Annotated in this window: 13 protein-coding genes; 6 read left to right on the top strand and 7 right to left on the bottom strand. The window is 75.3% G+C overall.

Annotation, left to right across the window (positions count from 1 at the left end):
* The first annotated feature begins 43 nt into the window (after positions 1–43).
* Complete coding sequence (locus Dvina_RS15740) at positions 44–619, top strand: helix-turn-helix domain-containing protein (RefSeq protein WP_223103221.1); 576 nt, start codon at positions 44–46, stop codon at positions 617–619.
* Here Dvina_RS15740 and Dvina_RS15735 read toward each other — a convergent pair.
* The 5 genes from Dvina_RS15735 to Dvina_RS15715 all read right to left on the bottom strand — a co-directional run bounded on the left by Dvina_RS15735 (position 604) and on the right by Dvina_RS15715 (position 4,197).
* Positions 604–1,248 (bottom strand): response regulator transcription factor, encoded by a 645-nt coding sequence (locus Dvina_RS15735; protein ID WP_223103220.1) that lies wholly within the window; start codon positions 1,246–1,248, stop codon positions 604–606. The genes Dvina_RS15740 and Dvina_RS15735 overlap by 16 nt on opposite strands.
* A complete protein-coding gene (locus tag Dvina_RS15730) occupies positions 1,239–2,324 on the bottom strand; it encodes a sensor histidine kinase (protein ID WP_246656241.1) in 1,086 nt (361 codons plus the stop codon). Before Dvina_RS15730 ends, Dvina_RS15735 begins: the two co-directional genes overlap by 10 nt.
* A gap of 9 nt (positions 2,325–2,333) precedes the next feature.
* Positions 2,334–2,957 carry a DedA family protein gene (locus Dvina_RS15725; RefSeq protein ID WP_223103219.1) on the bottom strand — a complete coding sequence of 208 codons (624 nt, stop codon included), beginning with the start codon at positions 2,955–2,957 and terminating at the stop codon, positions 2,334–2,336.
* 118 nt (positions 2,958–3,075) lie between these two features.
* A complete protein-coding gene (locus tag Dvina_RS15720) occupies positions 3,076–4,020 on the bottom strand; it encodes an NADPH:quinone oxidoreductase family protein (protein ID WP_246656240.1) in 945 nt (314 codons plus the stop codon).
* Positions 4,021–4,029: 9 nt separating this feature from the next.
* On the bottom strand, positions 4,030–4,197 hold the full coding sequence (locus Dvina_RS15715; RefSeq protein ID WP_223103218.1) for a hypothetical protein: 168 nt from the start codon (positions 4,195–4,197) through the stop codon (positions 4,030–4,032).
* Positions 4,198–4,223: 26 nt separating this feature from the next.
* Here Dvina_RS15715 and Dvina_RS15710 point away from each other — a divergent pair, with 26 nt between their 5' ends.
* Positions 4,224–4,757: a CGNR zinc finger domain-containing protein gene (locus Dvina_RS15710; protein ID WP_246656239.1), complete on the top strand. Its 534-nt coding sequence runs from the start codon at positions 4,224–4,226 to the stop codon at positions 4,755–4,757.
* A gap of 10 nt (positions 4,758–4,767) precedes the next feature.
* Complete coding sequence (locus tag Dvina_RS15705) at positions 4,768–6,831, top strand: hypothetical protein (protein WP_223103217.1); 2,064 nt, start codon at positions 4,768–4,770, stop codon at positions 6,829–6,831.
* Here the strand turns inward: Dvina_RS15705 and Dvina_RS15700 are convergent.
* Positions 6,824–8,293 carry a M20/M25/M40 family metallo-hydrolase gene (locus Dvina_RS15700; protein WP_223103216.1) on the bottom strand — a complete coding sequence of 490 codons (1,470 nt, stop codon included), beginning with the start codon at positions 8,291–8,293 and terminating at the stop codon, positions 6,824–6,826. The genes Dvina_RS15705 and Dvina_RS15700 overlap by 8 nt on opposite strands.
* Positions 8,294–8,377: 84 nt before the next feature.
* Positions 8,378–9,772 carry a serine hydrolase domain-containing protein gene (locus tag Dvina_RS15695; RefSeq protein WP_246656238.1) on the bottom strand — a complete coding sequence of 465 codons (1,395 nt, stop codon included), beginning with the start codon at positions 9,770–9,772 and terminating at the stop codon, positions 8,378–8,380.
* A 79-nt stretch (positions 9,773–9,851) separates the two neighbouring features.
* Between Dvina_RS15695 and Dvina_RS15690 the strand changes: the two genes are divergently transcribed.
* The 3 genes from Dvina_RS15690 to Dvina_RS15680 are packed head-to-tail and all read left to right on the top strand — an operon-like array spanning position 9,852 to position 12,288.
* Positions 9,852–10,835, top strand: a complete 984-nt coding sequence (locus Dvina_RS15690; RefSeq protein WP_246656237.1) for a sensor histidine kinase — start codon at positions 9,852–9,854, stop codon at positions 10,833–10,835.
* Positions 10,832–11,530 (top strand): response regulator, encoded by a 699-nt coding sequence (locus Dvina_RS15685; protein WP_223103213.1) that lies wholly within the window; start codon positions 10,832–10,834, stop codon positions 11,528–11,530. The genes Dvina_RS15690 and Dvina_RS15685 overlap by 4 nt, the downstream gene beginning before the upstream one ends.
* The gene (locus Dvina_RS15680) at positions 11,527–12,288 is read left to right on the top strand and encodes an alpha/beta fold hydrolase (RefSeq protein ID WP_223103212.1); all 762 of its coding nucleotides are present in this window, start codon (positions 11,527–11,529) and stop codon (positions 12,286–12,288) included. The genes Dvina_RS15685 and Dvina_RS15680 overlap by 4 nt, the downstream gene beginning before the upstream one ends.
* Positions 12,289–12,299: the final 11 nt, after the last annotated feature.

Below are 12,299 nucleotides of genomic sequence, written 5' to 3'. Positions count from 1 at the left end.
CCTCAAGTGATGGGACTTGGTCCCATCACCGTACACTCAGGCCATGGCCCGCTGGCAACCCGACGCCCCGCAGCGCCTCGCGCTCGCCGCGTTGGAGCTGTTCGAGGAGCGCGGCTACGAGCAGACCTCGGTGATCGACATCGCCGAGCGCGCGGGCCTCACGAAGAGCACCTTCTTCCGCCACTTCCGCGACAAACGCGAGGTCCTCTTCGGCGGCGAGACGATGTCCGCCCTGGTGGCGGGGGCCATCAGCGCCGCCCCGGCCACCGCGACCGCGCCGGAGGCGGTGGCCGCGGCCCTGGACGCCGCCGGCCGCGCGGCGTTCACCCCGGACCGCCGCGCCTTCAGCCTCCGCCGCCGCGCCGTGATCGCCGCCCACCCGGAGCTGCAGGAGCGCGACGCCCTGAAGGGCCTGGCCATCACGGCCGCCATGGCCACCGCCCTGGAGCAGCGGGGCGTGCCCAGCCTGACCGCGAGCGTGACAGCGCAGCTCGCCGCCCTGGCCGCGGCGATCGCCTACGGCCGCTGGAGCGACCCGGCGAACACCGACGACTACCCGACCCTCGCGCGCCGGGCCCTGCACGAGGTCAGGGCCGCCGCGGTTCAGGACCCGAGGTAGCGCAGCACCGCGAGGACGCGGCGGCTGTAGCCGGTGGTGTGGGACAGATCGAGCTTGTCGAAGATGGCGTTGACGTGCTTCTCCACGGCGCTGAGGGACACGGCCAGACCGGTGGCGATGGTGGCGTTCGTGTGGCCCTGGGCCATCCGGGCGAGCACCTCGCGCTCCCGCGGCGTCAGACGGGCCAGCGGGTCGTGGTGGCTGGTGCGGGCGAGCAGCCGGCGGACCACCTCCGGGTCGAACGCGGCGCCGCCGCCGGCCACGCGTTCGAGGGCGTCCAGGAACTCGCCGACCTGGGCCACCCGGTCCTTCAGGAGGTACCCGACCCCGGCGCCGGGCGAGCCCATCAGCTCGGTCGCGTAGCGCCGCTCGACGTACTGCGACAGGACCAGCACGCCAACCCCGGGCCAGCGCTCCCGGATCTCCAGTGCCGCGCGCAGCCCGTCGTCGGTGTGGGTGGGCGGCATCCGCACGTCCACGACGACCACGTCGGGCCGGTCCCGGGCGACCGCGGCCAGGAGACCGGGCGCGTCCGCGACGGCGGCGACGATCTCGTGGCCCTCGTCGGCGAGCAGCCGGACCAGGCCCTCCCGCAGCAGCGCCGAGTCCTCGGCCAGCGTCACGCGCACGGCAGCTCCGCCCGCACCACTGTCGGGCCGCCGGGCGGGCTGTCGACCTGCAGGCGGCCGTCCAGCGCCGCCACCCGCCGGGCCAGTCCGGTCAGGCCGCCGCCGGCCGGGTCGGCGCCCCCGGTGCCGTCGTCCCGCACGGTGACCGTGACCGCGCCCGCGGTACACCCGACGAGCACGGCTATCGCGGAGGCACCCGAGTGCTTCACGGCGTTGGTCACCGCCTCCCGCACGACGAAGTAGACCGCGGTCTCGACGGCCCGGCCGAGCGGGGCGGCGACGTCGTATTCGAGCCGCAGGGGCAGTGCGGACCGCTCGGCCACGGCCTCCAGCGCGGCGGGCAGCCCGTGCTCGTCGAGCATCGTCGGGTAGATGCGCCAGGCGACCTCGCGCAGCTCCTCGAGGGCCCGCTGCGCCTCGTCGTGGGCCTGGCGCAGCAGCTCGTCGGCCTTCTCCGGCGCCCGGGCCCGGCGGCTGCGGCCGAGGAGCAGACCCAGCGCGACCAGCCGCTGCTGCACCCCGTCGTGCAGGTCGCGCTCGATCCGCCGGCGCTCCTCGTCGACGGCCGCCACCGTTGCGGCCCGGCTGGCGGCCAGCGCGCTGATGCGCTGCTCGAACCTGTCGCGCCGGGTGGGGCCGAGCAGGTTGCGGGCCAGCCACCGCTCGGCCGAGAGCACCCCGGCCAGGCCCTGCAGCCCGGCGAACAGCAGGACCAGGCCCACGACCGTGAAGTACGCGATGATCCAGGCGGCCGGCGCGATCCCGTCGGGCTCCTCGCCCCGCGCCCAGCCCCACACGACACGCACGGCCGTGCCCGCCCCGAGCGCCAGCAGGAACAGCACGGCCCCGCCCAGCAGCCCGACGACCCAGCGCACGGCGAGGAACCGCACGGCCCGCCCGGGCGGGTAGTCGACGCTCACGCCGATGCGCCGCAGCGCGAGGTCGGTGAGCGCCCGCGCGGGCCGGGTGGCGATGCCGAGCGAGGCCGGAAGCACGACGAGCATCTCCAGGGGTACCGTCGCCGCGCCGACCCCCACCCCGAACGCCGTGCGCGCCCAGCGCCTCGCGATGCCCACCCGCGGACCCTATCCGCGCCGCGCCGGCCGACGCAGCCGCACGGCCACGAACACGATGACGGCGGCCGCCACCATCGCGATCACCGCCTTGGACAGCAGGCTGCCGTACGCTTCCACCCGCTCCCAGTGCTCGCCCAGGGAGTACCCGGCGACGACGAACACCGTGTTCCAGACCGCGCTGCCGATCGCCGTGTAGCCGATGAAGCGCACGAGCGGCATCCGCTCGACGCCGGCCGGCACCGAGATCAGGACCCGGAACACCGGCAGCATCCGGCCCAGCAGCACGGTCTTGCCGCCGTGCCGGGCGAACCACGCCTCCGCCCGGTCCACGTCGGCCGTCTTGACCAGCGGCATCCGGGCGGCGAGCGCACGCACGCGGTCCCGGCCCAGCCACGCCCCCGCGCCGTACACGACGAGCGACCCCGCCACCGAACCGATCGTCGTCCACACGATGACGGCCGCGAGGCCGAGCTCGCCCCGGCTCGCGGCGAACCCGGCGACGGGCAGGACGACCTCGCTCGGCAGGATGGGGAAGATGCTGTCGAGCGCGTTGGCCAGGCCGGCGCCGGGGCTGCCCAGCGCGTTCATCATCGACGTCGCCCAGTCGGCGACCACGCTCACGAATCCGCTCATGTCCTGCGACGCTAGGGCGGCCGGCCCGCCGGAACCATGAGGCGGGCCGCCCGGTGCACCTGCGGAAAACCACACCCTCGCCGCGCCGGCGTCGCGGCCGGCGGACCCACCGCACCCGCTACGGGCGCAGCACCACCTTGCCGGTCGTGCGGCGGGCCAGCAGGTCGGTGAAGGCGCGGGACGCCTCCCGCAGGGGGTACTCGGCCCCGACCTGCGGGCGCAGCCGCCCCTCGGCGGTCAGCGTGAACAGCTCGCGCAGCGGCTCGGCATAGGCGCCCGGCAGTGCCAGGGCCGGGCGCAGCCAGAAGCCGGCGACGGCGAGGTTGCGCTCGGCCAGGTCGCCCGGGTCGAGCGCGGGGCGGCCCTCCCGCGACGCGTTGCCGAACGTGACGAGCCGGCCGAACGGGGCCAGCACGTCCAGGCCCGCCGTGAACACGCGGCCGCCGACGGACTCGAGGATCACGTCGACGGGGCGGCCGTGGTTGGCCGCGCGGACGCGGTCGGCGTACCCGTCCGCGGCGCCGTCGACCGCCGCGTCGGCGCCGAGGGACAGGGCGAGCGCGCGGCGCTCAGGCGTGGAGGCGGCGGCGATGATCCGGCCGGCGCCGAAGCAGCGGGCCAGCTGCACGGCCAGGGTGCCGACGCCGCCGGCGGCCGCGTTCACCACGACCGTCTCCCCCGCGGCCAGGCGGGCGCTGCCGCGCAGGATGTGCCAGGCGGTGAGCCCCTGCACGAGCAGGGCGAGCGCCTGGGTGTCGGTGACGTCGTCGGGTACGGTCGCCGCCGCATCCGCCGCGACGAGCACGCGCTCGGCGAAGCCACCGCCCGTGAACGTGTGGGCGAGCACCCGGCGGCCGTCGCCGGTCCGGCCCACCACCTCCGTGCCGGGGATGAACGGCAGCGGCGGCACCGGGTGGTAGGAGCCGGCGATCCGGCTCGTGTCGGCGAAGTTGACGCCGGCCGCGCTGACCTCGACAAGCAGGCCGTCGCCGGAGGGCTCGCCCGTCTCGACGAGCTCCAGGACCTCGGGGCCGCCGAACCGCGCGCACTGGATCGCTCGCACCGCGCCAGCCTAGACGGGCTTGAGCTCCGTGCGCTGCGCCACCACGAACTCGGCCAGCTCGACCCAGCGGGTGCCACAGGAGCAGCGGCGGTACCGCACGATCCCCTCCGACGTCAGGTGCGTGGACTCGGTCGCGGCCCGGGTCGCCGCCCGGCCGCACGTGCTGCAGTGTCCCATGCACCCAAGCGTGCTGTAATGGCCTTGTGCACTTCAACCATTACGGCGGATCGGGGACGTTCCTCGCCGCGGATCTGCTGAACACCGCCTCGCTGACCCCGGCGGTCCTGCGGCACCTGCTGACGGCGCACGAGATGGCCACCCGCAACCTCGACACCGTGCAGGCCGCGGCCCTCGCCGCCTGGCTGGAGGGGGTACGGCCGCTGTTCGGCGAGCCCTCGGTCGAGCGGCAGGTCGCGGTCGTGAACGGGCTGCTCGCCGGGGCCACCACCTCCGTACGGGTCTCGATGCACGACGGCAACACCCCGCACCTGCACTACATCACCGGCACCGACGACCCCGTCGCCCGGATCAGCGCGGCCGTCGCCGGCGGGCTCGCCGTGGCCGTCTGCGGGGCCGGCGGGTCGCGGCTCGGCCGGTGCACGCGCCCCGGCTGCACCGTCGTGTACGTCGACACGTCCCGCAACGGCCGGCGGCGCTTCTGCTCGACGGCGTGCGCCAACCGGGTGAACGTCGCAGCACACCGCGCACGCGGAAAAAGTGTCGTACCCGGCGGATAGCGTGCGCGGCATGTTGCGGGAACTGGATGCGGTGGCGTGGCCGGACCTGACCCACGCCTACGGCGAGGCCGACGACGTGCCCGACCTGCTGCGGCGCCTGGCCGACGGTGAGCCCGAGGCGCTGCACGCGCTCTACGGCAACATCTGGCACCAGGGGACCGTCTACGAGGCCACCGCCTTCGCTGTGCCGTTCCTCATCGAGCTGCTCGATGCGCCGGCCGCCGACGTCGCGGGGATACTGCGCCTGCTCGCCGCGATCGCCGGCGGCTCCTCGTACATGGACGTGCACCAGCGTTACCTGCCGGCCTCCCAACAGGGCAGCGACGAGCTCGCGGCGCAGATCGCCCAGGAGCTCGCCTGGGTCGCCGCCGCCCGCGCCGCGGTGAGCGCCGGCCGCCCCGCCTATGCGCGTCTGCTGTCGGCCTCCCCGGCCGAGGACGTCCGGGCCGCGGCGGCCTACACCCTGGCCGCCCTCGACCCCGCCGCGACGGACACGGCGGCGCTGCGGGCCCGGGCGGCGGACGATCCGAGCCCGGTCGTGCGGGCCTCGGCGATGCTGGCCCTCAGCGCCCGCGCGGTGGTCGACCCGGCCCACCTGGACGATCCCGAGCCGCTGCCCCGGGTCGCGGCCGCCATGGCCCACGCCCTCAACGGCGGCGCGGTGACCGGCTCCCTGGCCGCGATCCTCGGCCGCGACGCGCCGGCGGCGCTGCCGAGCGTGCCGCTGCTGCCGTGGGAGAGCGACGATCCCCTGGCCTGGGTCCTGAGCGTCGCCGGGCCGGACTGGCGCGCCCAGGTGCGGGTCCTCGCGGCCTGGCTGGAGCATCCCGACCCGGCGGTGCGCTCCGGCGCGGTCTACGCCGCCGAGGACCCGATGCGCACCTGGCGCGCCGCCACCCCGGCGCTGGCCCCGCTGCTGGCCGCCCGTCTCGACGACCCGGAGCCCGCGGTCCGCCACTGGGCCGCCACCCACCTTGCCGCCGCCGGCCGCGCCGCGGGTGCGCGCTCGGCCGATGCGTTGTGGGGTCTGATCGAGCGGAGCCCGGGCCTCGACGCCACGGCGGCGCGGGCGTTGACGGCGCTGGTCTCCATCGCCGACGCGCGGGCCGACGGGCTGCTGGCCCGGGTGCTGGCCGCACCGGACGCTCCCCCGGCGGCGCCGCCGTCGGCGGAGCAGCGGCTGGGCCTGCTGACCGCGGCGGCCGGCGAGCGGGACCCGGCGGTCGGGTGGCACCGGGCGGTGCGGGAGCGGATGTCCGGCATCGGGGACGCCGCCGCCGAGCTGGTCTTCGATCTGCCGGCGGTGCAGCCCGCACTGGCCCGGCTCGGGTCCTGGGCGACCGAGACGCGGGCCGCGATCATCCCGGCGATCGCGCGGGCGCGGCCCGGGCACGAGCAGAACGTGCTCATCGCCGCCGCCGTCCGCATCGGGGCCGGTGCCGTCCCGGACTACGTGGCGATGCTGCGGGTCGAGCAGCCGCCGGCCGCGGCGATCGAGGCCCTGGGCGGGCTGGGCGCGACGGCGGCGCCGGCACTGCCCGAGCTGCGCCGGCTCCTCGGCCATGCGGAGCTGACGGTCCGGCTGCCGGCGGCCGCCGCCTACGCCCGCGTCACCGGCGACCCTGGTCCCCTGCTCGCCGTGGCCGAGGAGGGGCTGCGCGGCGAGCGGATGTGGCAGCGCAACGAGGCGCTGCACGCCCTGCCGGCCGCCGGCCGCGCCGCCGGGCCCCTGGCCCCGCTGATCGCCGCGCTGCTGACGGACGACGACGACTGGACGTCCATGCGGGCGGCCGTCGCCTACTGGCATGCGACGGGCGACGCCGAACGCGCCGTCCCGGCCCTGCTGCGGCACACCACCAGCCGCCCCCTGGGCCTCGCGGCGGTGGCCTGCCTGGGCGAGATCGGGCCGGCCGCCGCCGCGGCACTGCCGACGCTGCGGGCGGCCATCGACGCGCCGGACCGGCAGCCGCACAGTGACAGCTCCTGGGGCCACGACGACGACCTCTGGCTCGACGCCTGCACCGCCGCCGTGGCCCGGATCACCGGCCCGGGCGGCGGGCCTGTGGTCAGGTGACCGGCTGGGGGTAGGTGACCGGGCTGCGGTGGCCGTTGGTGTCGACGGCGCGGACGCCGAAGTGGACGTTGTCCTTCACCACGTCGACGGTGGCAGTGGTGACGTCGCCGACCGGGAGTACGTGGGTCCAGTCGGGGGCGGTGCTCTCGCGCCAGAGGATCTCGTAGCCGGCCAGGTCGGGTTCGGTGCCTCTCGTCCAGCGCAGGGTGGTGTCGTTGGTCAGGACGGCGGCCACGATGCCGACACCCGCCGGTGCGGCGGGCGCCTGGGCCAGCGACCAGAGGGTGGCGGCGTTGACCCGGGCCACGCGGGCCATGTAGGCGAAGTCGCAGAACTGGGGCAGGTCGCCGAACTGCTTGCCGTTCTCGACGCGGACGTCCTGGTGCTCGTGGTCGAAGTTCTCGCGGGGCTCGGTGAAGCGGCCGGCCGGGTACCCCTGCTGCAGGAACGGGATGTGGTCGCTGCCGCGCAGGAAGCGGTCGCGGCGCCAGACGACGCGGATGCGCATGCCGGTGGCGTCGTTCTCGGCGACGTCGCGGACGAAGCGGGCGAGCTGGCGGGACGGGCCGTCGTCCTCGCCGCCGACGCTCTGGCGGGTGGCCGCCTGGGCCGGCGTCTCGCTCGTGGGGACGCCCTCGACGAACAGGCGGACCGTGCGCGGGTCGGGGGCGGTGCCGTCCCACGCCTGGCTGGCGCCGACGATGTCGTTGCTGAACATCGCGGCCACCTTCGCCCCGGCCGCCTTGAACTGCGCGGCCATGTACGTCGAACCGAACAGGCCCTGCTCCTCCCCCGCGACCGCCGCGAACACGACAGTCGACTCCAGCGGGCGGGTGGCGAAGACCCGGGCGAGCTCCAGCACGACCGCCACGCCCGACGCGTCGTCGTCGGCGCCCGGGGCGTCGGCGGTGAAGTTCATGACGTCGGTGACGCGCGAGTCGTAGTGCCCGGTGACGACGTGGATGCGCTCGGGCGAGCGGGTGCCGCGCAGCGTGGCCACGACGTTCGTCACGGTCACCGGCTCCGGGTTGCGGGCGCCGGGCGGCTGGACGAACGACTGCAGCTCCACCGTCATCCGCCCGCCGGACGCGGCGGCGGCCGCCTGGAACTGGGCGTACAGCCAGTCCCGGGCCGCGCCGATCCCCCGCACCGGATCAGTCTGGCTCGACAGCGTGTGCCGGGTGCCGAACGCCACGAGCCGGGTGACGCTCGCGCGGATCCGGTGCTCGTCCACCTCACCCAGCAGCCGGCGCAGCTCGCGGTCGGGGGCCTGGGGCTGCGGCCGCCGCCCCGGGCCGCCGCTGTCGAAGTCCGCACCCGGCACGCCACCCGCCTCGGCGGCGTGCGCGGGTGCGGCTTCGGTCACGGCGAGGGCGACGGCGGGCACCGCGGCGGTCGCGGCGGCCAGGATCGCGCGCCGCGTGGCAGCCGGCTGGTTCTGAAGTTCGCGATCGGTCTCCATACGTCGCATCCTGGCCCGATGCGGCCGCGAAGTACATGACGATCAATATCCGGGGCGCCGAGCGCGGGTGGTGACGAGGGGTCGTCACCCGGCGTCGGCGATGACGTTGGCGACGGCCACGCGGGTCGGGTCGGGGTTGGCCCAGCTCCAGTTCGGGTGGGCCCGGTTGGTCAGGAGCACCAGGACCAGGCTGCGCTTCGGGTCGACCACGAGCTCGCAGCCGGTGAAGCCGGTGTGGCCGTAGGCGCCGGAGCCGGCGAGGCGGCCCATGAACCAGGGCTGGTCGATCTCCAGGCCGATGCCGTGGGTGGAGGTGCGGGCGGGGCGGTCGACGTCCGTGGCGGGCAGGCCGCTGTTCTTGTTCGTGAGCGCGTTGCGCACCGTGGCCTCGGCGAGGATGCGCCTGCCGTTGACCTGGCCGCCGCCCAGGAACATCAGGCCCAGCACCGACAGGTCGGCGGCGGTGGTGAACATGCCCGCCGAGCCGGCCACGCCGCCGAGGACGTTGCAGATGTCGTCGTGGACGGTGCCGCGCAGCAGGCCCCGGGAGGTACGGGCGTCGGTCGCGACCAGGCGGGCGGCCCGGTCCGCGGCGCTGAGCCAGCCGAGGGGTTTGAAGCCGGTGTCGCGCAGGCCGAGCGGGCCGGTGAGCTCGGTCTTCACCTGCTGCTCGAGCGGCTTGCCGGTGAGCTTCTCCAGGATCTGCTGGATGAGCAGCAGGCCCAGGCTCGTGTAGCGGAACAGGGTGCCCGGTGCGACGCCGTCGGCCAGGGGTGTCGAGACGATGTACTCCCAGCGCGCCGCCACGTCCGGCCGCTTCGACGTCTCCGGGATCGACGGGCCGACCGGCAGGCCGCTGGTGTGGGTGAGCAGCATCTGGACGGTGACGGCGTCCTTGCCCGGGCCGGTGAACGCCGGCAGGTACGACGACACCGGCGCGGCCAGGTCCAGCTTGCCGCGATCGACCTGCTGCAGGGCGAGGATGGTGGTGTACACCTTCGTCACGGACGCCACGTCGAAGATCGAGTCGGGGCGCATCGCCACCCGCGACTTCGGCGCCAGCTCGACCGGCCCGGCGCCGTAGCGCAGCGCGTCGCCCACGGCGGCGTGGGTGGTCACCTTGCCGCCGACGTTGACCAGGACGACGGCGCCCGCATAGCCGGGATGCTTCGGGTTCTCGGTGGTCGGCACCAGGAAGTGCTTCAGGGTGTCGACGAGCTTGCCGCTGTAGGGCGCCGACAGGATCTGCCCGTTCGCCGCGGCGCTCGCCGAGCCCGACGGGCTCAGTCCGGCCACGCCACCCTGGCCGTCGGTGACGGCGCCGGCCGCGACCGCGTCCTGCGCGGCATCCGCCGGGGCCGACGGGCCGGAGCCCGCCGTGGGGGCCGGGTCGTCGCCGCACGCGCCGAGCGAGGCCACGGATGCGGCGAACCCGGCGCCGAGCACGGCGCGCCGGCCGACACGGCGAGTGGAGTGCACGGCGGTGAGTCTGGCACGCGCGGGCCTCCCTGGCGTACCGGCCGAACAGCCGAGCCCGAGCCTGGCAGACTGGAGCCGTATGCGCAGCGCAGGCGTCCGCGGGACAGTCGTCGCCGCGGCCGGCCTGGCCGCGGCGACCCTCGTGCTGGAGCCGCTGCGCACCCACGTGTCCCTGGCGTCCGTGACGCTGCTGTACCTCATCCCGGTCGCCGCCACCGCCGCCGCGGGTGGGCTGTGGACGGCGCTCGGGGCCGCGGTGGCCGCCGATCTGGTGGTGAACTTCTTCTTCGTCCCGCCGCTGCACACGCTTGGCGTGGCGAGCGTCGACAACGTCGTCGTCCTGATCGTCTACATGCTGGTGGCGGCGGCGGTCGCCGTGGCCATCAAGACCGCGGGCCGGGCGCGGGAGCTCGCCGAGGTCGACCGGCTGCGCACCGCGCTGCTCGACGCGGTCAGCCACGACCTGCGTACACCGCTGGCGGGCATCAAGGCGGCCGCGGCGACCCTGCGGGACCCGGAGCTCGAGCTCGCCCCGGCCGACGAGGCCGCGCTGCTGGAGACCGTCGAGGACTCGACGGACCGGATGACCGCGCTCGTGGAGAACCTGCTGTCGCTCAGCCGGCTGCGGGCCGGGGCCCTGGCGGTGCACGCCGAACCGACAGCTCTCGACGCGGCGGTCGCCGCGGTCGTCATCCACCTCGCCGTCGACAACCGGGTGCCGGACGACCTGCCGCTCGCTCGGGCCGATCCCGGTCTGCTGCAGCGCGTCATCACCAACCTCGTCGCCAACGCGCTCGCCGCCGCGCCGCACGTGCGCATCACGGGTGCGGCGGCCGGCGATCGCGTCGAACTCCGCGTGATCGACGACGGACCGGGAGTACCCGCGAAGGCACGGGCCCTGATGTTCGAACCGTTCCAGCGACTGGGCGACAGTGGCGGCACGGGCCTTGGCCTCGGCCTCGCGATCGTCCGCGGATTCACGGAGGCGATGGGCGGTACCGTCGAAGCGTCCGAAACTCCCGGCGGCGGACTGACTGTGACGGTGGGGCTACCCAGGGCATGAGCATGAGCGTTCTCATCATCGACGACGACGAGCCCCTGCTGCGGGCGCTGCGGCTCAACTTCGCGGCCCGGGGATATCGGGTGAGCACGGCCGGGACCGGGGCGGCAGGGCTCGCCGCGGCCGCGGATCACCCGCCGGACCTCGTGGTCGTGGACCTGGGCCTGCCCGACCTCGACGGGCTCGACGTCGTCGCGGGCATCCGGGGGTACAGCAGCGTGCCCATCATCGTGCTCTCCGCCCGGCACACCGGCCCGACGAAGGTCGCGGCGCTCGACGCGGGCGCCGACGACTACGTGACGAAGCCGTTCGGCATGGACGAGCTCCTGGCCCGGATGCGCGCGGCGCTGCGGCGGGCCACGCCGGCGCCCACCGCCCCGGTCATCGCGACCGCCGCCTTCCGGCTGGACCTGTCGACGAAGCAGGCGACAGGCGCGGACGGCCAGCCGGTGCGGCTCACGCCGACCGAGTGGCATCTCATCGAGGTGCTCGCCCGGCACGAGGGGAAGCTCGTCGAGCACAAGCGGCTGCTGCGCGAGGTGTGGGGGCCGCGCTACGAGACGGAGACCAACTACCTGCGTGTGCACTTCGCCAACCTGCGGCGCAAGCTGGAGCCGGACCCGTCGCGGCCGCGCTACCTCGTGACCGAGCCCGGCATCGGCTACCGCCTCGAGGTCGGCCTACCCTCGTCCCCGTGATCAAGGACGGCCACGACACCCGGGTACTCTCGCACGGCTCGAAGCGCGAGCGGTCGGTGCTGCTGCTGCACGGCTACACGCACTCGCCCGCGCAGCTCGCCCCTCTCGCGGCGCTGTTCTACGGCAAGGGGTACAACGTCGTCGTCCCGCGCGCACCGGGTCACGGCCTGCTCGACCCCGACGGCCACGCGACGATCACCGCCCGGGGCCTGCTCGCCTACGCCACCGAAAGCCTCGCCACCGCCACCGCCCTCGGCGCGGAGACCGGCGTGCTCGGCGTCTCCGGCGGCGGCGTCCTCGCCACCTGGCTCGCCGCCCGCCACCCCGCGTCCGTGCGCCGCCTCGTGGTGCTGGCCCCGCTCTACGCACCCCACCGATCACAGGTGCCGCCCGCCGCCCGACCGGCCCTGCGTGTCCTCTATGGACACCGCCTCATACCCGACAAGCATTCTTCGCGGGGGTACTCGTACAGGGCGGTCGCGCAGTATCTGCGGATCGCGGCCGGGCTCCCCCGGCGGTTCCCGGCCACCGGCCCGCACCGGGTGGCCGCCGTCCTGGCCCCAGGTGACACGACAGTCGACGGCGACCTGGCGTTCGGCCTCCCGGCCCGGATCGCCGCCGCCGCCGGTGCCGCATTGACCCTCGACACGCTGCCTTCCCAATGGGGCCTGGGGCATGACATCATCTCCGCGCACCGCCTCGGGACGCTCGCCGATGCGCTCTACCGCCGGTACGTCGCGCTCTACGAGGCCTCTTGACTCGGGGGTTG

It is taken from the genome of Dactylosporangium vinaceum (assembly GCF_019904175.1).
GTDB classification, from domain to species: Bacteria; Actinomycetota; Actinomycetes; order Mycobacteriales; family Micromonosporaceae; genus Dactylosporangium; species Dactylosporangium vinaceum.
This window is presented reverse-complemented; position numbering and strand designations above follow the sequence as displayed.

Excerpts from the sequence above, each read along its gene's own strand:
- Dvina_RS15740 (WP_223103221.1), top strand. The coding sequence starts at position 44 with ATGGCCCGCTGGCAACCCGACGCCCCGCAGCGCCTCGCGCTCGCCGCG.
- Dvina_RS15725 (WP_223103219.1), bottom strand. The coding sequence starts at position 2,957 with ATGAGCGGATTCGTGAGCGTGGTCGCCGACTGGGCGACGTCGATGATG.
- Dvina_RS15715 (WP_223103218.1), bottom strand. The coding sequence starts at position 4,197 with ATGGGACACTGCAGCACGTGCGGCCGGGCGGCGACCCGGGCCGCGACC.
- Dvina_RS15705 (WP_223103217.1), top strand. The coding sequence starts at position 4,768 with ATGTTGCGGGAACTGGATGCGGTGGCGTGGCCGGACCTGACCCACGCC.
- Dvina_RS15700 (WP_223103216.1), bottom strand. The coding sequence starts at position 8,293 with ATGGAGACCGATCGCGAACTTCAGAACCAGCCGGCTGCCACGCGGCGC.
- Dvina_RS15690 (WP_246656237.1), top strand. The coding sequence starts at position 9,852 with ATGCGCAGCGCAGGCGTCCGCGGGACAGTCGTCGCCGCGGCCGGCCTG.
- Dvina_RS15685 (WP_223103213.1), top strand. The coding sequence starts at position 10,832 with ATGAGCATGAGCGTTCTCATCATCGACGACGACGAGCCCCTGCTGCGG.